The sequence below is a fragment of the Nocardiopsis sp. CC223A genome (assembly GCF_030766825.1).
In the GTDB taxonomy this organism is placed as follows: domain Bacteria; phylum Actinomycetota; class Actinomycetes; order Streptosporangiales; family Streptosporangiaceae; genus Nocardiopsis.
On sequence record NZ_JASFDV010000074.1, the window covers coordinates 12,119 to 34,882 of the forward strand.

Here is a 22,764-nt window from a genome sequence, read left to right on the forward strand (position 1 = left end):
GCCCCGGGTACGTCAGCGGGTGCCCGCAGGCGGGTCGCCGACGTACAGCAGGTAGGCGTCGAGCATCTGCCGGTCGGTGTAGAGACCTTCGGTGTAGAGCTCCAGTAGCGGGAGCATGTGCTCCTCCATCCATTCCCGCAGGAACAGTGGGAAGTCGATGTCGTCGGGGTCGGGCCGCATGGACAGCGCGACGAGGAGGGAGCCCATGGAGCTCTCGGCCAGCCACCGGGCGCGTTTGCCCGGGTCGCGGCTGGGCCGGATCCTCCCGGCCGCCTCGCCCGCGGCGAGGTAGTCCCGGATGTCCGCGACCATGCGCTCGTACAGGGCCAGGCCGACGGAGCCGCCCTCTTGGAAGGAGCGCACCGCGTAGGCCAGCAGGGGGGCGAACTCCTCGATGTGCGCCACGTGCTGGAGGGACACCGCGGGGTCCGCGGTCACCGACTCCTTCTTGACCCTGTGCACGATCTCGAAGACGTGGTCGTCGCAGGCCTTGCGCAATCCGTCCTTGGACCCGAAGTGGTGCATGACCAGGCCGGGGGAGACCCCCGCCTTCTCGGCGATGGCCCGGATCGTCACCTTGAAGCCGTGCCGCCCGAAGTGCTCGATGGCGGCGTCGCGGATGCGGGCGCGCGCGGTGAGGTCGGAGGCATCGGCTGAACTCATGTTCAATAGGCTAAACACGTGTTCAGCCTGCTGGCAAGGGGGTGGCCGTACACTCGTGCCACCCGCGTCGATGAGGAGTCTCAATGAAGTCGTCGAGCCGCCCGCGGGACCGGTGGGGCGAGGGTGGACACCCCGTCGTCATCGCCGCGAACAGCGGCCATTGCGCGGACCTGGATCAGCGGCCGCAGTGCCCTGGCGGGTCGGGCGGCCGCTCCTCGGGAGCCGCGCAGGACGAGAACCGATAAGCCAAACCCGGCCCTTCCGGGCCACTGACCGACTTACGGAGGATCCGATGGTGCAGGTCGCGGTCGCCCAGTTCGCCCCCGCCCGGGACAAGGCGGAGAACCTGCGCTCGGTCGCGCGGCTGACCGCGCGGGCCGCCGCACTGGGGGCGCGGGTGGTGCTGCTGCCCGAGTACACGATGTTCACCGCGTCCCGCACCGACGACCGCTACGTCGAGGCGGCCGAGCCCCTGGACGGGCCGTTCGTCGCGGCCGCCGCCGACACCGCCCGCCGCGAGGGCGTCCACCTGGTGCTGGGCGTCAACGAGGAGACCGCCGGGGGTACGCACTTCTCCAACACGCTGGTGGTGTTGTCCCCGGCGGGCGAACGGGTCGCTCTCTACCGCAAGATCCACCTGTACGACGCGTTCGGCGTCAAGGAGTCCGATGTGGTGGCGCCCGGGCCCGTCGAGGAGCCGGAGACCTTCGCCGTCGAGGGGGTGACCTTCGGGTTGCAGACCTGCTATGACCTGCGCTTCCCCGAGGTGACCCGGCGGCTCGCGGACGCCGGGGCGCACGTGGTGCTGCTGGCCGCGCAGTGGGTGCCCGGTCCGCTCAAGGAGGAGCACTGGCGGACCCTGGCGCGCGCCCGCGCGGTGGAGAACACCGTGTACGTCGCCGCCGCCGGGCAGTCCGCCCCCACGGGGGCGGGCAACAGCATGGTGATCGACCCGATGGGGACGCCGATCGCGGCGCTGGGGGAGCAGGCGTTCGAGGTGGCCGTTGCCGAGGTTTCGGCCTCACGGGTGGACGAGGTCCGTACGACCAACCCCGCGCTGGCGATGCGCCGCTTTGTGGTGATACCCCGCGACTGATTCGGTGCCATCGAGGGTGGACCGCCTCCCGGGTGTCCGACAAATCCGCTGATTGCGCAGGTTTCAGTCGGGGTCTTCCCAGGGTTGATTACTTAGAGCTATGATCTACCTGCACGGAGTGATTTAGATGGGGACGGACCCTTCCGGGTGCCGAGTGCCTCTGATTGAATAAAGAGCCGGTAACTATCGGCCCGCCAGACTGTCCTAAACCACGGGGGGAGCAGGGACATTGCGCGGAACGAGCACGATGTGCGCATCGGATGCGGGAGCGGACGCCATATCCGACGGATACGTGTACGACCCGGAATCGCTGAGCGCGGAGCAGTGCACGGGGGATGCCTGCGCCGTCTGCCACACGCGATGGCCCCGGCCGCGGATCGCCCTGGGCGTCCTGCCGGACGGGGTGTCGGTGTTCGGTTGCGGTGACTGCGCGGCGCTCGTCGGCGCCGGAGCGCCGGTCGCCGCCGACACCCGGGTGTTCGCCGCCCGCTGAGGAGAACACGGTCGCGCTCCGGGTCCAAGGGGGAGAGAAGGACCCGGAGCGCTCCCGCCGGCGCACCCGCTTCCATGGGGAGGAGGGGAAGTTGAGCGCGCCTTTCCCGGAATGGTCCCGTGATCAGGCCGTCGGCCACGCCCCGTGAGGGGCGGGCGACATCCACGATACTCCGAGTCGCGCGCCGCGACCGTCGGTGAGACGCATCCGTCCGGTATTTCCCGGAACTGCGAACAGTCGGGAATGCCCGTTGTCATCCGTGGGCCGGGGACCCGCTCATCCGTTGGTCGGGAACCCCAGGTCCACACCGCCGGTCGGACGCGAACCCGGGTCGATCCACCGGGCCGTGACCGCCTTGGTGCGGGTGTAGAAGTGCACGCCCTCGGTGCCGTGCGCGTGCGAGTCACCGAACAGCGACTGCTTCCACCCGCCGAACGAGTAGTAGGCCATCGGCACCGGGATCGGCACGTTGATGCCGACCATCCCGACCTCGACCTCGTTCTGGAACCTCCGGGCCGCCCCGCCGTCGTTGGTGAAGATCGCCGTCCCGTTGCCGTAGGGGTTGTCGTTGATCAGCTTCACCGCCGAGTCGTAGTCGGCCGTCCGCAGCACGCTCAGCACCGGTCCGAAGATCTCGTCGCGGTAGCAGGACATCTCCGGGCCCACGTGGTCGAGCACCGTCGGGCCCAGCCAGAACCCGTCCTCCCCGCCGCCCAGGACCGGGTGCACCCGGCCGTCCACGGCCAGCGTCGCGCCCTCGCGCACCCCCGACTCCAGGTAGGAGGCCACCTTGTCGCGGTGCTCGCGGGTGACCAGCGGGCCCATCTCGCTGCGCTCGTCGTCACCGGGTCCCACCCGCAGCCGGGAGATCCGCTCCTTGATCTTGGCGACCAGCTCGTCGCCCACCGGCTCCACCGCGACCACCGCGGAGATGGCCATGCAGCGTTCGCCGGCCGAGCCGAACCCGGCCGACACCGCCTGGTCGGCGGCCAGGTCCAGGTCGGCGTCGGGCAGCACCACCATGTGGTTCTTCGCCCCGCCCAGCGCCTGCACCCGCTTGCCGTGCTCGGCGGCCGTCCGGTAGATGTACCGGGCGATCGGGGTGGAGCCCACGAAGCTCACCGCCGCCACGTCCGGGTGCTCCAGGATCGCGTCCACGGCCTCCTTGTCGCCCTGGACCACGCTGAACACGCCCTCGGGCAGCCCGGCCTTCGCCCACATCCCGGCGATCAGCAGCGACGCCGAGGGGTCCTTCTCGCTGGGCTTGAGCACGAACGTGTTACCGCAGGCGATCGCCACCGGGAACATCCACATCGGCACCATGGCCGGGAAGTTGAACGGGGTGATGCCCGCGACCACGCCCAGCGGCTGGAGGATGGAGTAGGAGTCCACACCGGTGGACACGTTCTCGGAGTAGCCGCCCTTGAGCAGGTGCGGGATGCCGCAGGCGAAGTCCACGACCTCCAGGCCCCGGGCCACCTCGCCCTGCGCGTCGGAGAACACCTTGCCGTGCTCGGCGCTGATCGCCGCGGCCAGCTCGTCCCTGCCGGCGTTGAGCAGCTCCCGGAACCGGAACAGGATCTGCACCCGCCGCGACAGCGACGTGTCCCGCCAGCCCGGGAACGCGGCCCGGGCCGCGGCCACCGCCGCGTCCACCTCCTCCGGGCCCGCGAAGTCGACGGTGCCGGTGACCGCGCCCGACGCCGGGTTGTAGATGTCGCCCTGGCGCTTGGCCGGGCCCTCGTAGCGGCGTCCGCCGATCCAGTGGGTGACGTGCTTGCCCATGTCTTCTCTCGTCTCCTCGGTTCGTGTCAGGCCTGGGCGTCGACCGCGCGCACGGCGTCCAGCAGCAGGTCGCGGCCCTGGACGGCGTCCTCGGCGGACAGGGTCAGCGGCGGGGCCATGCGCAGCACGTTGCCGTGCACGCCGCCCTTGCCCACCAGCAGGCCGCGCTCGCGGGCGGCCTCCAGCACCTGCCCGGCCAGGGCCGAGGAGGGGCCCCCGGTGCGCGGGTCCGTCATCTCGATGGCGAACATCAGGCCCTTGCCGCGCACGTCGGACACCGACGCCAGCTCGGTCAGCGGCCGCAGGCCCTCGATGATGAGCGAGCCCTGGCGCAGCGCGTTGCCCTGGAGGTCGTGCTCCAGCACGTAGTCCAGGGTGGCCCCGGCGGCCGCCATCGACACCGGGTTGCCGCCGAAGGTGGCCACGCCCAGCGCCGACAGGCCGTCCATGAGGTCGCCGCGCGCCACGACGCCGCCGACGGCGAAGCCGTTGCCCAGGCCCTTGGCGAAGGTCATCATGTCCGGGGTGACACCGTGGTTCCCGATACCGAAGAAACTGCTGCCGGTGCGGCCCCAGCCGGTCTGCACCTCGTCGGAGATGAAGAGGATGCCGTGCTCGTCCAGCACCTCCTTGTAGGCGGCGTACAGCCCGTCCGGCGGCATGTTGAACCCGCCCACGCCCTGGATCGGCTCGGCGATCAGGCAGGCGACGCCGGGGGCGGCGGTGTCCAGGACGTCGCGCAGGTCGGCGACGCAGGCCTCGATGTACTCCTTCTCCGACATGCCGCGGAACACCGGGGAGGCGTGGTCGGTGCCGTGCAGGTAGTGCACGTTGAGCGGGGACAGCGAGGAGTTCTTCCAGCCGCGGTTGCCGGTGACGGCGATGGTCCCGTAGGAGCGGCCGTGGTAGCTGCCGCGCACGGCCAGCACCTCGTCGCTGCCGCGCGCGCAGGTGGACAGCAGCAGGGCGGTCTCGTTGGCCTCGGTGCCGGAGTTGGTGAAGAACACCTTGGCGTCCGGGATGCCCGACAGGCGGGCGATCTTCTCGGCCAGTTCGACCTGGGAGCGGATCAGGTACAGCGTGGAGGTGTGCACGACGCCCTTGGCGATCTGCCGCTCCACGGCCTCGCGCACCTCGGGCACGTCGTAGCCGAGCATGTTGGTCACGATGCCGGTGAAGAAGTCCAGGTAGGTGCGGCCGTCCGCGTCGGTGACGCGGGAGCCGCTACCGGAGACGATCTCCAGCGGGGACTCGTAGTACAGGGGCAGCCAGGAGGGCATGACCGCGCGGTGGCGCGAGAGAAGTTCCGACATGCCCCCAGTCTCTCCGCGGACCGCCGCCGTGGCCAGAACCACCATGTTGACAACATGCAGGCCGGGCTTACGACCTGTAAAAGCGCCGCATGCCCTGCTCACCGCGGGATCCGGGGCGCCGGGCCGGTGGGAGCGGAGCACAGTGTCAAGGGCTCCCGGCCGACTTCTGACACTGTGTCCTAGAATGCGAATGTGCTTCCCACCCTTGCCGAAGTCCTGCGCCTGCCCGCGCTCCAGCGCGCACGCCCGCGTGTCGTGGTCGGCTCCGAGCACCTGGACGTGCCCGTGCGCTGGGTCCACATCGCCGAGGTCACCGACCTGGCGCACCTGCTGCGCGGCGGCGAGCTCGTGCTCAGCACCGGCATCGCCATGCCCGACGACCCCCACGCGCTCAAGCGCTACATCGACGACCTCGCGGCCGTGGGCGTCAGCGGCATCGCCGTCGAGCTGGGCCGCAAGTACCACGCGGAGCTGCCCAAGCCGTTCCTGGACGCCGCCCGCGAGGCCGGGGTCCCGGTGATCCTGTTGGACCGGGAGGCCCGGTTCGTGGAGATCACCGAGGCCGTGCACATCCGGGTCGTCAACGAGCAGTTGGAGGAGCTGCGCGAGTCCGAGAAGCTCCACTCGGTCTTCACCCGGCTGTCGGTGGAGGGCGCCGACACCGACCGCATCCTGCACGAGATCACCCAGCTGTCCGGCTGCCCGGTGGTCCTGGAGAACCTCTCCCACCAGGTCCTGGCCTGCGACCTCAACGGCGAGGACCCCGGAACGCTGCTCACCTCCTGGGAGAGCCGCTCGCGGGCCGTGCGCTCGGGCACGCGCACCGTCCACGCCCCGGCCACCGGCTGGCTGGTCACCACGGTCGGCGCGCGCGGGCAGGACTGGGGGCGGCTCATCCTCATCGCCGGGGCCAACCCCACCCCGCGCCAGAGCATGCTCATCGAGCGGGCGGCCACCACCCTGGCACTGGGCCGACTGCTCGAACGCCACCAGGAGAGCCTGGAGCGCCAGACCCACCGCACGATCATCGCGGGCATCATCGACCGCGCCTACTCCGACCCCGAGGAGGCCCTGGTCCGGGCCCGGGCGGTGGGCGTCCCGCTCAACAACCGCGAACTGCTGGGCCTGGTGCTGCGCCTGCGTGAGAACGGCACCGGCCTGGCCGCGCAGGCCCGCCTGTCCGACACCGCCGAGGGGGCCGCCCGCGCCTGCCGCGAACTGCGGCTGCCCGCACTGGTGGGCTCCCTGGACGACCTGCGGGTCGGCGTCCTGCTGGCACTGCCGCCGCGGCGGCGCGTCGACGCCACCCTGCACATGCTCGCCGACCGGCTGGCGGTGACCGTCGGCGACGCCGCGGTGCTCGCGGTCGGCTCGACCTCCGACGACATCCGCGAGGTGCGCCGGTCCTTCCTGGAGGCGCGCCAGGTGGGCGACGTGGCGGTCCGCCAGAGCGACCGGCGGCCCTTCTACCGCCTGCCCGACCTGCACCTGCGCGGGCTGCTGCACCTGTTCCGCGACGACGAGCGCCTACAGACCTACGTGGAGCGCGAGCTGGGTCCGCTGCTGGACCACGACGCCCGGCACGGCTCGGACCTCACCGACATGCTCCGCCACTACCTGGCGGCCGGGCGCAACAAGGCGCTGGCGGCGGGCAACGCGCACCTGTCCCGGCCCGCGTTCTACGATCGACTGCGCAGGATCTCCAACGTGCTCGACGCCGACCTGGACTCGGTCGAGACCTGCCTGTCGCTGCACGTGGCGCTGCTGTCACTGGATTCGGTGCGCGACGGCCAGCGTTGACCGATCCGGGTCTTCATCAAATGAATAACCGTGCAGTAACCTTGGAATCCGTTGTATGGGCGTCAGATGTCGATGAAATCCGATGTTCATACGCACAAAATACGTTGGATTCACGGAGGGCCATGTGAACGGCCAGTCGGACCCCGCTCCTCAGCGCAGGGGCAACGGCATCGTCCTGGACGAGACCGCCAAACGCATCATCGAGGTGCTCCAGGAGGACGGCCGCCGGTCCTACGCCGCCATAGGCAAGGCCGTGGGACTGTCCGAGGCCGCCGTGCGCCAGCGGGTGCAGCGCCTGCTGGAGTCCGGGGTGGTCCAGGTCGTGGGGGTCACCGACCCCATGATGCTCGGTTTCCACCGCCAGGCCATGATCGGCGTGCGCACCGACGGCGACCTCAACACCGCCGCCGACAGCATCTCCGAGATCCCCGGGGTGGAGTACGTCGTCATCACGGCGGGCTCCTTCGACCTGCTGGTCGAGGTCGTCGCCGAGAACGACGCCCGCCTGCTGGAGATCCTGGCGGCCATGCGCGCCGTCGACTCGGTGGCCTCCACCGAGACCTTCCTCTACCTCAAGCTCCGCAAGCAGACCTACGCCTGGGGCACCCGGTAGGGGGCGATGCCCACCTGGTGACCCAGGCGTAGGGCGCGCGAGGGCGCCCACGGGGTTCCGGAGGCCCTGGAAGCGAGGACCTCGCTTCCAGGGCCGAGGGTCCCCGCCCTCCGGGCGCCGGAGCACGGGCACAGGGGAGGGCCGCGGCCGTGGGCCGTCCGTCGAGGGCGACGGGTGGGCGAGGCGGCGGCCCGCAGAGGTACGGCTACAGGCGGGCGAACGCGTCGGCCAGGATGTCCAGGCCCTCGTTGAGGAGGTCGTCACCGATGACCAGCGGCGGCAGCATGCGGATCACGTTGCCGTAGGTGCCCGCGCTCAGCAGGACCAGGCCCTGGGAGTGGCAGTACGACAGGACCCTGCCCAGCGACTCCGTGTCCGGGCTCTTGTCCTCCTTGACCAGCTCGATCGCGACCATCGCGCCGCGGCCGCGCACGTCGCCGATGACCGGGTGCCGCTCGGCCAGCTTGCGCAGCCGGCCCAGCATCAGGTCGCCGATCTCGCGGGCGCGCCCGACCAGGTCGTCGGACTCGATGGCCTCCAGGGACGCGAGCGCCGCGGCGCAGGCGGTCGGGTTCCCGCCGTAGGTGCCGCCCAGACCGCCGCCGTGCACGGCGTCCATCAGGTCGGCGCGGCCGGTCACCGCGGCCAGCGGCAGGCCGCCCGCGATGCCCTTGGCGGTGGTGATGAGGTCCGGGACGATGCCCTCGTGCTCACAGGCGAACATCCGCCCGGTGCGGGCGAAGCCGGTCTGCACCTCGTCGGCGACGAACACGATCCCGTTGGCGCGGCAGAACTCCACCACGGCGGGCAGGAAACCGGGGGCGGGCTCGATGAAGCCGCCCTCGCCCTGGATCGGCTCGATCACCACGGCGGCGACGTTGTCCGCGCCGACCTGCTTGGTGATCTGGTCGATGACCATGGCCGCGGCCTCGGGGCCGCAGTTCTCCGGGCCGGTGGGCCAGCGGTAGGCGTAGGCCATCGGCATGCGGTGGATCTCGCCCGCGAACGGCCCGAAGCCCTGCTTGTAGGGCATGTTCTTGGCGGTCAGGCCCATGGTGAGGTTGGTCCGGCCGTGGTAGGCGTGGTCGAACACCACGACGGCCTGGCGCCCGGTGGCGCTGCGGGCGATCTTCACCGCGTTCTCGACGGCCTCGGCCCCGGAGTTCAGCAGGATCGAGCGCTTCTCGTGGTCACCGGGGGTGATCCGGTTCAGCGCCTCGCACACCTCCACGTACGCCTCGTACGGGTTGACCATGAAACACGTGTGCGTGAACCGGCCCAGCTGCTCGGCGGAGCGCTCCACCACGCGCGGGTCGGCGTTGCCGACGTTGGTCACGGCGATGCCCGAACCGAAGTCGATCAGGGCGTTGCCGTCGACGTCCTCGACGATCCCGCCCCCGGCCCGGGTCACGTAGACGGGCAGCACGCTGCCGACGCCCTTGGCGACGGCCGCGACACGGCGCTCCTGGAGCTCGCGGGACTTGGGACCGGGGATCTCGGTGACGACCCGGCGGGACTGGGCGACCTCGGTCACGGCCATGCGTCTGCCTCCTTCAGTGCGACACGGGGGTGCGGAACGGGACGGGGCGCGCCGCCCCGACCCGCATGACACTAGGCCGCGTCCGGACCGGCGGACATGGACACCGTGGATAATCGACGCAGGTCCCTGCGCCAATGCGGCAGGGACCGCCGACCGCGACGAGTGGAGGGCCGATGCCACCGACCCTGGGCGGACTGGTGCGGACGCCCTCCCTGGGGCTGCGCCCGCTCACCGGCGACGAGGGCCTGGACCGCACGGTGGGGTGGGTCGCGGTCAGCGAGCTCACCGACCCCACCCCCTACCTGGCCGGGGGCGAACTGCTGCTCACCACCGGCGTCCGCTGGGCCGAGTCCCGGCCGGACCTGCGCGAATACGTGCGCAGACTGGCCCGCCGCGACATCGCCGGGCTCGGGTTCGGCGTGGGCGTGGCCCTGGAGCGGACCCCGGAGGAGCTGCGGGAAGCGGCCGCCGAGTTCGGCGTCGCCCTGCTGGAGGTCGCCCGCCGGACACCCTTCATCGCCATCGGCAAGGAGGTCTCCCGGGTCCTGGCCAGGGAGGAGTACGAGGGGCTCAGCCGAGCCTTCACCGCCCAGCGCGACCTCACCCGCGCCGCCCTGGCCGGGGCGGAGGCCGTCGTCGACCGCCTCGCCCGCGACCTGGGCGCCCGGGTGCTGCTGATGGCGGCCGACGGTTCCCCGCGCCACGCCGCCCCCGCCGGCGCGGCCCTGCGCCCGCAGGACCTGGCCGGGGAACTGGACCGGCTCAAGGCGGCGGGGCCGCGCGCCAGCGTGGCGGTCACCGTGGGGGACGACCACATCTGGGCCCAGCCGCTGGCCACCGGCCGCCGGGTCCGCGGGTTCCTGGCCGTGGGGACCGGCGGATCGCTGGGGCCCGAACAGCGGACCCTGGTCAACGCCGCCGTCTCCCTGCTGTCCCTGGAACTGGAGCGGGACGCCCACGGCGACATCGCCCGCATGGGCGAGGGCGTGCTCACCGCCCTCCTCACCGGGGCCCTGGACCCGGCCCGCCCCGGAGCCGAGCGACTGATCGCGGTGCTCCCGCCCGCCCCGGTGGTGATCGCCGCCGCCGACGGGGCCCAGGGCACCCACCCCCCGCACGGGTTCCTCGTCGCCGAACACGAGGGCGGGGCACTGCTGCTGGCGGCGGCCGACACCCCGACCGCGGCCGTCGCCGACCTGCTCGACGGCCCCATCGGGATCAGCGAACCGGCCGACTACACCGGGCTCGCCGTCGCCCTGGCCCAGGCCGAGCGCGCCCGCGAGACCGCCCGCTCCCGGGGCGGTGACCCCGTGCGCGCCGCCGACCTGCCCGGCGGCCTGCTCGGCCTGGCCGACACCCCCGCCGGGGCCCGGATGGCCGAGGAACTGCTCGCCCCGCTGCTGGCGGAGCGTTCCGGCGCCGAACTGCTCGCCTCCCTGCACGCCTACCTGGCGGCCGCGGGCCGCTGGGACGCCGCGGCCGACACCCTCGGCGTGCACCGGCACACCCTGCGGTACCGGATGCGCCGCATCCGCGACCTGCTCCCGGCCGACCTCGACGACCCCGACGTGCGCGCCGAGCTGTGGATCGCCCTGCGCCTGCACGGCGGTCGCTGAAAGTCCGTGCGGGTTCCGGAGTTCGGGGGACCTCGACCCGCGTTATCCACGACAATGGGCGTTGACAGCGGTGTGTAATCGAATGATCACCTGATCGACGCCGGGGGCGGACGTGAGATCACTACGGGACGATGAGCAGGAGATCGGCGACCTCGGGACACCGGTGTCCGCCGGGCGGCGGCCGGCGGTCATCCGGATCGGCCGACAGGGGGCGGGCGGGGCGTCCCTGCGCTGGAAGCCGCCCGCCGCCGAGGCCATCGACCCCCGCGCCCTGCTGGGCTACCTGCGCGCCTGCCTGCGCCGCGAGGCGGTGCACACCCACACGGTCCTGCTGGGCCACCTCGACGGCGACACCTGCGCCTGCCTGCCCGGCGGCACCGAGCCCCTGTTCACCGGCGGCGACCGTGCCCCGGTCGGGCCCGCGGCCGCCCGCGTCGTGCGCCTGGCCGCCCGGCACGGCCAGGCCCTGCGCTACGGCTACCCCCTCGTCATCCTCGGTGAGGGCGCCGACCGGGCGGCCCTGCCGCTGCTCACCGTGGACGTCCAGGCGGTCGAGGACCCCGCGTTCCCGGACGCCCCGCGGCTCCGCGCGATCGGCCCGCCCGACGTCAACGCCGCACTGCTGGAGCGGCTGGGCGCCACCGACCCCGAGGACCTCTTCGAGCTGCGGACCCGGCTGCGCTCCGGCCCCCAGGGCCCGCACCTCGACGGCAGGGTCGCCGACCTGGCCGTCAAGGTGCGCACCCTGCTCTCCCGCCTGGAGATCGAGCGGGTCGACGACATCGACCCGGCGGCCACCCGGGACGCGCCCCGCGACCCCGTCGACGGCGCCCACAACGTCGCCGTCCTGTTCCGGGCCGGGCCCGGCGCCCGCCCCGGCGGCGAGGTGCCCGAACCGGGCACGGTCGAGGCGGTGCTGGCCGACCTCGACCCCACCGAACAGGACGGCATCGACCCCGGGGCCATCGGGGACACCGCCCTCCAGGCCCTGCTGCGGGGCCCCGGCGGCGCCGGACCGGACCCGGCCCCCGCCCGCGGCGCCCGGGCCGGCGACGAACACGACGGCGACCCCGTCCCGCTCAGCGCCTTCCCCCTGGACCAGGCCCGGTACGCCGCGCTGTGCGCGGCCATGACCGACGGGCTCACCGCGGTGGCGGCCCCGCCCGGCACCGGCGTCCACGACCTCGTCGACGCCGTGGTGCGCACCGCCGTCGGCGCCGGGCAGCGGGTCCTGGTGTGCGGGCGCACCGAACACGACGTCCGCGAGGTCCTGCGTCGCGCCGAGGGGGGCCACCCGGTCATGCGGGTCGGCGGCAAGGAGCACAGGGCCGCCGAGGCACGCCTCATCGGACGACTGCTCGCCGAGCACGGCGGCGCCCCGCCCCGCGCCGAGGACCCCGCGGCCCACCGCGCCGAGCTGGCCCGCCACTGGTCCGTGGTCCGCGCCGTCTGGGACGAGATGGACGGCATGGCCGCGGGCGGGTACGAACTCGCCCACCTGGCCCTGGAACGCGAACTCGGCATCGCCGACGGCTGGGACCCCGACCGGCTGTTCACCCCCGAGCGCGGTGGCCCCGAGTACTGGCTGCCCCGGGCCGAACGCGCCTTCGCCGGCGGCCTGGGAGCCTTCCAGCACCGGTCCGCGATCCGCCGCGAGCTGGGCCTGGGGACCGACCCCGAGACCCTGGCCCGCCTGTGCGCGACCGCCCGCCTGGAGAGCCGCTGGCGCGCCGCCCTGGACCGGCGCACCCGGCACGCGCCCCTGGGCGAGCTGACGGAGCGCCTGAGGGAGGCCCAGGAGCGGCACCGCGGCATCGGCGCCCGGTGCCTGGCCGTCGCCGTCGAACCCCGGCTGTGGCGGGGCAGGCCCGCCCTGGAGAACCGGCTGGAGACCCTCAACTGGCACCACGGCCCGGGCTGGCCCGGCATGGACGGGCTGATCGAGGTGCTGCCCGCCTGGGCGTGCCGTACCGACCAGGTCCGCGCCCTGCCCTCGCGCGCGGGCCTGTTCGACCTGGTCGTCGTGCTGGGCGCGGAGCGGACCCGGGTCTGCGAGCTGCTGCCCGCCCTGCACCGGGCGAACCGGGCCCTGGTCGTGGGCGACCCGGCGCACCCCGGCCCGGCCAGCGCCCTGGAACCCGACGAGGAACGCCGCGCCCTGGCCGCCGCCGGGCTCGCCGCGGACCGGCTGGACGAGCGGGGCCTGCGCCACGGGACCGGGTCGGCGCTGCGCGCGGCCGCCCGCGCCGTCGACGAGCCCCTGTGGCTGGACGAGCACTCCGGGGCGCCGCCCCTGCTCGCCGAGACCGCTTCGCGCCACTGCTACGGCGGGCGGGTGGCGGTGTCCACCGCACCCGACCCGGGCGGCGGCCCGGCCTTCGAATGGCGCGACGTCGCGGGCGTCTGCGAGGCCGCCCCCGGCCTGTCCTACATCAACCGGGAGGAGGCCTACCGTGCGGCCGTGGTCGTCGACGAGATCGACGAGCACCTGCCGCGCGGGCGCACCATCGCCGTGGTCGCCCCGACCCAGCCCCAGGTGGCGCTGCTGCGCCGCCTGTTGCGGCCGCGGACCTTCCGCCACCGCGTCGTGGTCGGCGGCCCCGACCTGCTCGGCGGCGACCTCGACCACACGGACATCACCGTGCTCTCGCCGCTGCTCGCCCGAGGCGCCCCCGCGATCATCGAGCGACGGGTGCGCCGTATGGGACACCTGTGGTCCGCGGTGCTCACCCGCACCGGGCAGCGGCTCGTGGTCGTCGGCGACCGCTCCCACTGGGAGGCCGGGGACGGCCCGCTCGCCGAACTGGTCGCCGTACCCGAGAACGCCCCGGACGGCGCCTGCCGGGCCCTGGTGGACCGGCTCCGGGAGGCGGGCACCCGCGTCCGGCTCCAGCAGACCGTGGAGGGCTGGACCGCCGACCTCGTGGTCCGCTTCGGCGCCCGGCGCCTGCTCATCCTCCTGGACCGCGAACCCGACGGCCGCAGGCTGCGCCGCCTCATGGCCCGCGGAGACGCCCTGAACCGCATCACCGGCGACCCCGTCGTGGTGGTCCCCGCCTGGCGCTGCCTCGCCGACCCCGACCGCCTCGTCCGGGAGATCCTCGGCGCCCGCTGACCCGCACTACCCTTGGTGCGGCGGGGATCCGGCTCCGCCGTGCTCAGGGAACGAGGGGGATCGGGTGCCCGAGGGCCACACTCTGCACCGGTTGGCGGCGCACTTCGACAAGACCTTCGGCGGCGGCGCGGTACGGGCCACCAGCCCCCAGGGCCGCTTCGCCGACGGGGCGGCCCGGATCGACGGCCGGGTCCTGACCACCGGCGAGGCGCACGGCAAGCACCTGTTCCTGGGCTTCGACTCGGGGGAGTGGCTGCGGGTCCACCTGGGCCTGTACGGCGCCTGGACCTTCGGCGACGCCGACGGCGAGCGCCACCTGGGCGCGCCCCGCACCGCCGGGGCCGACCGGATCGACCTGGTGCGCGACGCGGACGGGTTCGTCGTACCGCCGCCGCCGGTCGGCACCGTCCGGGCCCGGCTGGTCAACGCCTCCGGCTGGGCGGACCTGCGCGGCCCCTCGGCCTGCGAGGTCGTCACCGAGGCGGAGAAACTGGCCGTCCAGGAGCGCCTGGGCCCCGACCCGCTGCGTCCCGACGCCGACCCCGAACGCGCCTGGCGTGCGGTCTCCCGCTCCCGGACGAGCATCGCCGCCCTGCTCATGCGGCAGGAGGTCATCGCCGGGATCGGCAACATCTACCGCGCGGAGTCCCTGTTCCGCGCGGGCCTGGACCCGATGACCCCGGGCCGGGACCTCGCCCGGGAGCAGTGGGACGCCCTCTGGAAGGACCTGTCCGGGCTGCTCCGGGACGGCGTCCGCGACGGGTACATCATCACGACCCGCCCCGAGCACCGGCCCGACCCCGACGCCCGCCCGGTGCCCCGGCCGGACACCCTGTACGTCTGCTATCGCACCGGCGACCCCTGCCGGGTGTGCGGCTCCCCGATCGCCGCGACCGAACTGGCCGGGCGAACGCTCTACTGGTGCCCGGGCTGCCAGTCGGCGTGACAGACGGTCCCCACTCGCCTGTCGATGCTGACAGAGCGTGCAGTACAATCCCACATCGCCGCTTAACCGGTTCAGTATTCGAGTTCAGGGGGACGTGTGGGGGGTTTGATGCGACGGCCGACCATCATGGACATCGCCAGGGCCGCGGGGGTGTCCAAGGGGGCGGTCTCCTACGCCCTCAACGGTCGGCCCGGGGTCTCGCAGGAGACCCGCGAGCGCATCCTGGCCATCGCCCATGACCTGGGCTGGGCGCCCAGCAGCACGGCGCGCGCCCTGTCGCCCGGCGGCCGGGTGGGCGCGTTCGGCCTGGTGATCGACCGGCCCGCCCGCTTCCTGGGGGTCGAACCGTTCTTCATGCAACTGGTCTCGGGCATCGAGGCGGAGCTGGCCGCCACGGACACGGACCTGCTGCTCCAGGTCACCGACGACCGGAAGGCCGAGGCGGGGGTCTACCGCCGGTGGTTCGCCGAGCGCCGTGTGGACGGGGTGATCATCGTCGACCTGCGGGTCGACGACCCCAGGGTGGCGCTGGTGGAGGAGATGCCCCTGCCCGCCGTCGTCCTGGGCGGGCCACAGGGGGGCGGCTCCCTGTCGTGCCTGTACACCGACGACGCCTCCTCCGTCCGGGAGGTCGTGCACTACCTGGCGGCCCTGGGGCACCGGCGGGTCGTCCGGGTGGCCGGGCCGGACGAGTTCGTGCACACCCGCGACCGGACCCGCGCCTTCGAGGCGGCCGCCGCCGAGGCGGGGCTGCCGGGGGCGGTCACGGTGCACGCGGACTACACGGGGGAGTCGGGCGCCCGCACGACCCGCCGCCTGCTGGCCCGCGCGGACAGACCCACCGCGCTGGTCTACGACAACGACCTCATGGCGGTGGCCGGGCTGGGGGTGGCCCGCGAGATGGGGGTCGACGTGCCGGGTCAGCTGTCCATCGTGGCCTGGGACGACTCGGTGCTGTGCCGGCTGGTGCACCCGGCCCTGACCGCGGTCGCCCGGGACGTGGTCGCCGGGGGGCGGGAGGTCGCGCGCATGCTCGCGGAGGCCGTCCAGGGCAAGTCCGTGGGCAGCCGGGAGACGGTCCGGGGAGAACTCCAGCCGCGCGGCAGCACGGGTCCCCTGACGGGCTGACCGGCCGGTGGGCCGGCGTCGGTCGAGATCGCCCCGGGTGCGCTCCCGGAGTCTCATGGGAGCGCTACCAAAACATCATTCCCTGTGGAAAACTGGCGCGCACGGCGTGCCCTGTGTCACACCCATCACGAGGGGGAGGTCCCATGGTGAACCGGTTCGACGGTCATCGGTTCGTCGTCCTGCCCACGTCTGTGCTGTTACAAGCGAATAACAGCGGAGTGACGGCCATTGACGCCCTTCCCGTCCACGTGTTGTTGTTAACGTCACTTACCCGGTTCAGCAACGGCCTGTCTCCGCGCCCCTGATTGGGAGCGCTCCCACCTCTTCGGGTCCCGAAGAGGGCAGTTCCCCCCACGAGCGGCCGACCGGGTGGATGAAGGAGGAGTCGAGATGAGATCTCTTCGGCTTCCGGCGGCACTCGCGGCACTGACCCTCGCGGTCACGGCCTGCGCGGGTGGCGGCGGCGGAAACGGAGAAGGTTCCGGCGAGTACCCGCGGAACGAGACGCTGTACACCACCGGAACGGCGTGGGGCCCGCCCGCGAACTGGAACCCCTTCATGCAGGGCCAGTACGCGGTCGGCACGGTGGGGCTGGCCTACGAGCCGCTCTTCCTCTTCGACCCGAACACCAGCGAGTACGTCCCCTGGCTGGCCGAGAGCCACAGCTGGCCCGAGGAGAACGTCCACGAGATCGTCCTGCGCGAGGGCATCACGTGGTCGGACGGGGAGGCCTTCGACTCCGCCGACGTGGTGTCCACACTGGAGATCGGCCAGTTCGGGTCCGTCCCCTTCAGCAACCTGTGGAACTTCATCGAGGGCGTGGAGGCCGTGGACGCGCAGACCGTCCGCGTCACGTTCAGCGAGAACCGCCCGCAGGAGTGGATGAACTGGGTCTACTCGCACCCCATCGCGCCCGAGCACATCTGGGCCGAGAAGACCGAAGAGCAGGTCATGAGCGACGTGAACGAGGACCCGGTCGGCACCGGTCCCTACGTCTACGAGTCGCACACCGACGAGCGCCTGGTCTGGGAGCGCAAGGACGACTGGTGGGGCACCGATGCGCTCGACTACGAGATGAAGCCCCGCTACATCGTCGACCTCGTCAACGCCTCCAATGACATCACCCTGGGCATGCTCCAGCAGGGAGAGGTCGACCTCTCGAACAACTTCCTGCCCGGCATCGACCAGATCATCAACGGCAACGAGGCGATCACCAGCTACTACGACGGCCCGCCGTACATGCAGGCCGCCAACACCGCGTGGCTGGTGCCCAACACCACCAAGGAGCCGCTGAACGACCCCGAGTTCCGGCAGGCGCTGGCCCACTCGATCGACATGCAGTCGATCATCGAGGGCCCCTACACCAACCTGGTCGAGGCCGCCAGCCCCACCGGACTGCTCCCGCTCTGGGACGAGTACATCGACCACGACCTGGTGGCGGAGGAGGGTTTCTCCTTCAACGCCGACCGCGCGGTGGAGATCCTGGAGGACGCGGGTTACCAGGACCAGGACGGCGACGGCTACGTCGAGACGCCCGACGGCGACCCCATCGCCCTGACCCTGGAGGTCCCCGCCGGCTGGACCGACTGGATGGAGGCGTCCAACGTCATCGCGTCGAACGCCCAGGCGGTCGGCATCAACGTCGAGGCGCAGACCCCCGAGTTCGACCTGCTGGTGGACAACCGCAACTCCGGTGAGTTCGACCTGGTCATCAACAACGAGCGCGGGGCCAGCAACACCCCCTGGACCTACTACGACTACCTCTTCCAGCTGCCCCTCAACGAGCAGCAGACCACGGTGAACTTCGGCCGCTACGAGAACGAGGAGGCGTGGGAGCTCGTCGAGCAGCTCGCCGCCGTCCCCGCGGACGACGTCGAGGCCGCGGCCGAGATCACCTCGCAGATCCAGGAGATCCAGCTGGCCGAGCTCCCGGCCATCCCGCTCTGGTACAACGGCATGTGGTCGCAGGCCAACAACACGTACTGGACGAACTGGCCGAGCGACGCCGAGGGCGCGCCGAAGAGCTACGCCACCCTGTGGAACGGTATGTGGCAGCTCGGAGCGATCACCACCCTGGCCACCATCGAGCCGGCCGGCGAGTAGCCGCACCCCTGGTCGGCGGGCCGGAGCACCCCTCCTCCCGAGTCCCGCCGACCGTTCGGCCCCGGTCGGGCGCGGCGCGAAAGCCCGCCCGGGGCCGCCTCGGCGCCGGCGGGACACCGGATCCCCGCGGGAACCCCCTCACCAGGGTTCCCCTCCGTGTCCCGCCCTGCCCGTGGCTCGTCGTCCGTCCGCCACCATCACCTGGAGGAACGTGTGTGGCGCTACATCGGCCGTAAGCTCTTCGTCTACCTGCTTACGTTCGTCATCGCGGTCACCATCAACTGGATGATCCCGCGCTTCATGCCGGGCGATCCCGTCCGGAGCATGCTCTCCCGCGCCTCGGTCGGCAACCCCGAGGCCCTGGAGCGCATGAACGAGTACTACACGGGGGTCTTCGGCCTCGACACCCCCCTGCACGAGCAGTACCTCTCCTTCTGGGCCGGCCTGTTCCGCGGCGACCTGGGCATCAGCGTCATGCTGTTCCCCCAGCCCGTCCTGGACATCATCCTGAGGTCGGTGCCCTACACCCTGGCACTGCTCGTCCCCGCCATCCTGCTGAGCTGGATCGTCGGCAACCGGATCGGCGCCTTCGCCGCCCGCAAGAAGCTGCTCGACAACACGATCCTGCCCGTGGGGTACATCCTCACCGCTATGCCCTACATGTGGCTGGCCCTGCTGCTGGCCTGGAGCCTGGGCATCGTCGCGGACGTCCTGCCCACCGCCAACGGCTACTCCCCGTCGCTGCGGCCGGAGTTCAGCTGGCTGTTCATCTCCAGCCTGATCTCGCACTGGTTCCTGCCGTTCCTGTCCATGTTCATCGTGGCGCTGGGCGGCTGGGCGATCGGCATGCGCAACATGATCATCTACGAGCTGGAGGCGGACTACTCCAACTACCTCCAGGCCCTGGGCGCGCCCACCCGCCTGATCCGCCGCTACGCGTTCCGCAACGCGATGCTGCCGCAGATCACCGGCCTGGCGGTCCAACTGGGCACCGTCCTGTCCGGTGCCCTGCTCACCGAGATCGTGTTCAACTACCCCGGCCTGGGCACCCTGATCCTCCAGGCGCTGAACAACCGCGACTTCTTCGTGCTCCAGGGCACCTTCCTGTTCGTGGTCGTCGGCGTGCTGATCGCCAACTTCATCATCGACATCGTCTACGTGCTGGTCGACCCGCGCACCCGGGTCCAGATGACGGGAGGCGCGGCGTGAGCGAGATCGCCGGAGCCCCGGGCGCCGCGGACCCCGCGGGCGGCCCCGAGCCCACCACCACCGAGCGCAAGACCTCCGAGGTCCTGCACTTCGCCGTGCGCAACCCCAAGCTGCTCATCGGCCTGGGGATCGTGCTGAGCCTGCTGCTCCTGGGCATCTTCGGGCCCTTCTTCATCGACCAGGACCCCAACGAGTACGTCGGCCCCAAGAGCCAGCCGCCGAACGGCGAGTACTGGTTCGGCACGACCAGCTTCGGGCAGGACGTCTGGGCCCAGTTCGTGTACGGCCTGCGTTCGACCTTCCTCATCGGCGCCTTCGGCGGCGGTGTGGCCTTCGTGATCGGCACGACGGTCGGGTTCGTCGCCGGTTACAAGGGCGGGATCGTCGACGAGATCCTCAACATGCTCACCAACGTCGTGCTGGTGCTGCCCGCCCTCGTCGTGCTCATCGTCATCACGGCCTACCTGGAGGTGCGCGGCGTCTTCATCCAGGGCGTGTTCATCGGCCTGACCTCCTGGCCGTGGGCGGCCCGTGCGGTCCGTTCCCAGGCGCTGTCGCTGGCCACCCGCGACTACGTCGACCTGGCCCGGCTCAGCGGACGCCGTACCTGGCGGATCATCACCACCGAGATCGCCCCCAACATGAGCTCGTACCTGGTGATGTCCTTCATCCTGCTGTTCGGCGGCTCGATCCTCATCGCCGCGGGCCTGGACTTCATCGGCCTGGGCCCGAGCAACGGCGTCTCGCTCGGCCTGATGCTGGAGAGCGCGATGAAGTGGAGCTCCCTCTACCTCGGCATGTGGTGGTGGTTCATTCCGCCGGGCCTCGGGATCACCATGATCGTGGGCTCCCTGTACATCCTGAATGTCGGGCTGGACGAGGTGTTCAACCCCAAGCTGCGGGAGCTGTAGATGACTCTGCGCGTCAACGACCTCAAGGTCTACTACCAGACCCTGCGCGGGGACGTCCACGCCCTGGACGGCGTGACCTTCGATCTGGCCGACGGCGAGATCATGGGTCTGGCCGGCGAGTCCGGGTGCGGCAAGACCACGCTGGGCAAGAGCCTGATCCGCCTCGACTCGCGTATGCGCCACGTCGGCGGGACCGTCGAACTGGACGGCAAGGACGTGCCCATCGGGGACGACCGGGCCATGGTCCCACTGCGGTACCACGAGATCTCGCTCATCCCGCAGTACGCGATGAGCGCGCTCAACCCCACCCGCAAGATCGGGCGGATGATCAACGATCTCCTGCGGGCGCGGGGGGTGCGCCCGGCGGACATCGCCGACGAGCTCAGGCGCCGCCTCGAACTGGTCGGACTCGACACCGACGTCCTGGACCGGTTCCCGATCGAGCTGTCCGGCGGCATGAAGCAGCGCGTCGTCATGGTGATGTCCACGCTGCTCAACCCGTCGCTGCTCATCGCCGACGAGGTCACCTCGGCCCTGGACGTGTCCACCCAGCGGGCCGTCGCCGAGTCCCTGGTGGAGTTCCGGGACCGCGAGTACATCAAGAGCATGGTGTTCGTGACCCACGACATCTCGCTCGTGTACCAGATGGCCGACACGATCATGGTGATGTACGCGGGCCACATCGTGGAGAAGGCCCCGGCGTCCACCATCATCAACGCGCCGCGGCACCCGTACACGCAGATGCTCATCTCGGCGCTGCCCGAGGTCGGCACCACCACCGAACAGGGTCGGCTGGAGGGCATCCCCGGCACCCCGCCCGGGCTGCTGAACCCGCCCACCGGGTGCCGGTTCAAGGAGCGCTGCCCGCTGGCGTTCGAGAAGTGCAACGAGCGGCCCCCGCTGGTCGAGATCGAACCCGGCCACTTGGCCGCCTGCTGGAAGACGGGGTGAGGACGTGCTGGAACTCAGCCACGTGCACAAGGTGTACCGGGTCGGGGCGTTCGGCGGCGGACGGCTGCGCGCCGTCCGCGACGTCAGCCTGAAGGTGGAGGCCGGAGAGGTGGTCTCCCTCATCGGGGAGAGCGGCAGCGGAAAGAGCACCATCGGCAAGATGGTGCTGGGACTGTTCAGACCCACCTCCGGGACGATCGCCTTCGACGGCACCGACATCACGACCATCCGCGGGCACAACGCGCGCAAGGCGTACTACCGGCGGGTGCAGGGGGTCTTCCAGGACCCGTTCAGCTCCTTCAACCCGATCTTCAAGGCCGACCGGGTGTTCGAGATGATCCGGTCCTCGTACTTCCCCGGAATCTCGGACGCCGACTGGCGGGAGCGGGTGCTCAAGGCGGTCGGCACGGTCCGACTGGACCCGGAGAACGTCCTGGGCAAGTACCCGCACCAGCTCAGCGGCGGCCAGTTGCAGCGCCTGCTCATCGCGCGGGCACTGCTGCTGGACGTGGACCTGCTGGTCGCCGACGAGGTGATCAGCATGCTGGACGCCTCCACCCGGATCGACGTGCTCAACCTGCTCGCCGACCTGAAGGAGCGGGGGATGGCGATCCTGTTCGTCACCCACGACCTGTCGCTGGGCAACTACGTCAGCGACCGGTCGGTGATCCTGCGCAAGGGCGCGATCGCCGAGATGGGCCCCACCGTCCGCGTGTTCGAGAACCCGCTGCACCCCTACAGCCGCCACCTGCTCTCCTGCGTGCCCCAGCTGCACCGCACCTGGGCGGAGGTGGACGCCGAGCTGGAGGCGAACCCGCCGGAGGACGTCGAGCTCCCGGTCGCCTCCGACGACGTCTCCGCGCCGCTGCTGGAGGCGGAGGAGGGGCACTTCGTCGGGATCGATCAGGGCTGAGATCGGACCGCCGTTCGCGCTGTGGCGCGGCATCCCCGTGCTGGTCGGGGGTGTCGCGCCCCGTTGCCGTCGGGACCCCGGATATTCCCCGGCTGTTCGTGCGTGTTGCCACACCGAAAACCGCCGCGATCCCAGGTGCCTGTGATACGTTCGAGGTGATTGTTAGTCGTTGAATTTCGCAGTTGGTGTCTTGCCCGCGGAGTTTGTGACCGGCGGGCGGTTTCTCTTGGAGTCGGCTCGCGGCAATTCTCGGGCGTGAGGTTGCGCCCGATGTACACCGAGCTGAAGGAGACAACATGGCTCAGGGAACTGTGAAGTGGTTCAACGGCGAGAAGGGCTTCGGCTTCATCTCCCCCGACGACGGTGGCCCCGACGCCTTCGTTCACTACAGCGCCATCCAGGGTTCGGGCTTCCGTAACCTGGAGGAGAACCAGCGCGTGGAGTTCGACATCGTCGCCGGCACTCGCGGCCCGCAGGCCGAGAACGTCGTCGCCCTCTAACTCCTAGCGAGCTAGAGCACCACGACTCCGGACGGCCCTGCTCGGAGGTCTTCGACCTCCTCGCAGGGC

At 71.5% G+C, this 22,764-nt stretch carries 18 protein-coding genes; 14 read left to right on the forward strand and 4 right to left on the reverse strand.

What is annotated here, in order from left to right:
• Positions 1-12: 12 nt before the first annotated feature.
• The gene (locus QJS33_RS24210) at positions 13-663 is read right to left on the reverse strand and encodes a TetR/AcrR family transcriptional regulator (protein ID WP_306370367.1); all 651 of its coding nucleotides are present in this window, start codon (positions 661-663) and stop codon (positions 13-15) included.
• A gap of 292 nt (positions 664-955) precedes the next feature.
• Between QJS33_RS24210 and QJS33_RS24215 the strand changes: the two genes are divergently transcribed.
• Together QJS33_RS24215 and QJS33_RS24220 are read left to right on the forward strand one after the other, a co-directional pair.
• The gene (locus QJS33_RS24215) at positions 956-1,759 is read left to right on the forward strand and encodes a carbon-nitrogen hydrolase family protein (protein WP_306370368.1); all 804 of its coding nucleotides are present in this window, start codon (positions 956-958) and stop codon (positions 1,757-1,759) included.
• Positions 1,760-2,006: 247 nt separating this feature from the next.
• On the forward strand, positions 2,007-2,252 hold the full coding sequence (locus QJS33_RS24220) for a hypothetical protein (protein ID WP_306370369.1): 246 nt from the start codon (positions 2,007-2,009) through the stop codon (positions 2,250-2,252).
• Between the two features lie 276 nt (positions 2,253-2,528).
• Here the strand turns inward: QJS33_RS24220 and QJS33_RS24225 are convergent, their stop codons facing one another.
• Both QJS33_RS24225 and QJS33_RS24230 read right to left on the reverse strand, forming a co-directional pair.
• Complete coding sequence (locus tag QJS33_RS24225; RefSeq protein ID WP_306370370.1) at positions 2,529-4,037, reverse strand: CoA-acylating methylmalonate-semialdehyde dehydrogenase; 1,509 nt, start codon at positions 4,035-4,037, stop codon at positions 2,529-2,531.
• A 26-nt stretch (positions 4,038-4,063) separates the two neighbouring features.
• Positions 4,064-5,350, reverse strand: coding sequence for an aspartate aminotransferase family protein (locus QJS33_RS24230; RefSeq protein WP_306370371.1), 1,287 nt, complete (start codon positions 5,348-5,350; stop codon positions 4,064-4,066).
• A gap of 192 nt (positions 5,351-5,542) precedes the next feature.
• On the opposite strand from QJS33_RS24230, the gene QJS33_RS24235 reads away from it, so the two are divergent.
• Both QJS33_RS24235 and QJS33_RS24240 read left to right on the forward strand, forming a co-directional pair.
• Positions 5,543-7,150 (forward strand): PucR family transcriptional regulator, encoded by a 1,608-nt coding sequence (locus QJS33_RS24235; RefSeq protein ID WP_306370372.1) that lies wholly within the window; start codon positions 5,543-5,545, stop codon positions 7,148-7,150.
• A gap of 124 nt (positions 7,151-7,274) precedes the next feature.
• On the forward strand, positions 7,275-7,763 hold the full coding sequence (locus QJS33_RS24240) for an Lrp/AsnC family transcriptional regulator (protein WP_306370373.1): 489 nt from the start codon (positions 7,275-7,277) through the stop codon (positions 7,761-7,763).
• A gap of 205 nt (positions 7,764-7,968) precedes the next feature.
• Here QJS33_RS24240 and gabT read toward each other — a convergent pair whose 3' ends face one another.
• The gene (gene gabT, locus QJS33_RS24245) at positions 7,969-9,303 is read right to left on the reverse strand and encodes a 4-aminobutyrate--2-oxoglutarate transaminase (RefSeq protein ID WP_306370374.1); all 1,335 of its coding nucleotides are present in this window, start codon (positions 9,301-9,303) and stop codon (positions 7,969-7,971) included.
• Positions 9,304-9,476: 173 nt separating this feature from the next.
• Between gabT and QJS33_RS24250 the strand changes: the two genes are divergently transcribed.
• From QJS33_RS24250 to QJS33_RS24295, 10 genes are all read left to right on the forward strand, one after another.
• Positions 9,477-10,919: a PucR family transcriptional regulator gene (locus tag QJS33_RS24250; protein WP_306370375.1), complete on the forward strand. Its 1,443-nt coding sequence runs from the start codon at positions 9,477-9,479 to the stop codon at positions 10,917-10,919.
• Positions 10,920-11,031: 112 nt separating this feature from the next.
• Positions 11,032-14,034: a DNA helicase gene (locus QJS33_RS24255; RefSeq protein ID WP_306370376.1), complete on the forward strand. Its 3,003-nt coding sequence runs from the start codon at positions 11,032-11,034 to the stop codon at positions 14,032-14,034.
• 64 nt (positions 14,035-14,098) lie between these two features.
• Positions 14,099-14,980, forward strand: a complete 882-nt coding sequence (locus tag QJS33_RS24260; protein WP_306370377.1) for an Fpg/Nei family DNA glycosylase — start codon at positions 14,099-14,101, stop codon at positions 14,978-14,980.
• Between the two features lie 108 nt (positions 14,981-15,088).
• Complete coding sequence (locus tag QJS33_RS24265) at positions 15,089-16,108, forward strand: LacI family DNA-binding transcriptional regulator (protein ID WP_306370378.1); 1,020 nt, start codon at positions 15,089-15,091, stop codon at positions 16,106-16,108.
• Positions 16,109-16,498: 390 nt separating this feature from the next.
• Positions 16,499-18,211 (forward strand): ABC transporter substrate-binding protein, encoded by a 1,713-nt coding sequence (locus QJS33_RS24270; RefSeq protein ID WP_306370379.1) that lies wholly within the window; start codon positions 16,499-16,501, stop codon positions 18,209-18,211.
• A 213-nt stretch (positions 18,212-18,424) separates the two neighbouring features.
• Positions 18,425-19,420, forward strand: coding sequence for an ABC transporter permease (locus QJS33_RS24275; protein WP_306370380.1), 996 nt, complete (start codon positions 18,425-18,427; stop codon positions 19,418-19,420).
• Entirely contained in the window at positions 19,417-20,331 is a 915-nt protein-coding gene (locus tag QJS33_RS24280) for an ABC transporter permease (protein ID WP_306370381.1), read from the forward strand. The genes QJS33_RS24275 and QJS33_RS24280 overlap by 4 nt, the downstream gene beginning before the upstream one ends.
• Positions 20,332-21,282 carry an ABC transporter ATP-binding protein gene (locus QJS33_RS24285; RefSeq protein ID WP_306370382.1) on the forward strand — a complete coding sequence of 317 codons (951 nt, stop codon included), beginning with the start codon at positions 20,332-20,334 and terminating at the stop codon, positions 21,280-21,282.
• A gap of 4 nt (positions 21,283-21,286) precedes the next feature.
• Complete coding sequence (locus QJS33_RS24290; protein WP_306370383.1) at positions 21,287-22,195, forward strand: ATP-binding cassette domain-containing protein; 909 nt, start codon at positions 21,287-21,289, stop codon at positions 22,193-22,195.
• Positions 22,196-22,491: 296 nt separating this feature from the next.
• Positions 22,492-22,695, forward strand: coding sequence for a cold-shock protein (locus QJS33_RS24295; RefSeq protein WP_306370384.1), 204 nt, complete (start codon positions 22,492-22,494; stop codon positions 22,693-22,695).
• Positions 22,696-22,764: the final 69 nt, after the last annotated feature.

Coding starts and splice junctions, on each gene's coding strand:
- QJS33_RS24215 (WP_306370368.1), top strand. CDS start 956: ATGGTGCAGGTCGCGGTCGCCCAGTTCGCCCCCGCCCGGGACAAGGCG.
- QJS33_RS24265 (WP_306370378.1), top strand. CDS start 15,089: ATGCGACGGCCGACCATCATGGACATCGCCAGGGCCGCGGGGGTGTCC.
- QJS33_RS24270 (WP_306370379.1), top strand. CDS start 16,499: ATGAGATCTCTTCGGCTTCCGGCGGCACTCGCGGCACTGACCCTCGCG.
- gabT (WP_306370374.1), bottom strand. CDS start 9,303: ATGGCCGTGACCGAGGTCGCCCAGTCCCGCCGGGTCGTCACCGAGATC.
- QJS33_RS24250 (WP_306370375.1), top strand. CDS start 9,477: ATGCCACCGACCCTGGGCGGACTGGTGCGGACGCCCTCCCTGGGGCTG.
- QJS33_RS24295 (WP_306370384.1), top strand. CDS start 22,492: ATGGCTCAGGGAACTGTGAAGTGGTTCAACGGCGAGAAGGGCTTCGGC.
- QJS33_RS24220 (WP_306370369.1), top strand. CDS start 2,007: ATGTGCGCATCGGATGCGGGAGCGGACGCCATATCCGACGGATACGTG.
- QJS33_RS24225 (WP_306370370.1), bottom strand. CDS start 4,037: ATGGGCAAGCACGTCACCCACTGGATCGGCGGACGCCGCTACGAGGGC.
- QJS33_RS24230 (WP_306370371.1), bottom strand. CDS start 5,350: ATGTCGGAACTTCTCTCGCGCCACCGCGCGGTCATGCCCTCCTGGCTG.
- QJS33_RS24210 (WP_306370367.1), bottom strand. CDS start 663: ATGAGTTCAGCCGATGCCTCCGACCTCACCGCGCGCGCCCGCATCCGC.
- QJS33_RS24285 (WP_306370382.1), top strand. CDS start 20,332: ATGACTCTGCGCGTCAACGACCTCAAGGTCTACTACCAGACCCTGCGC.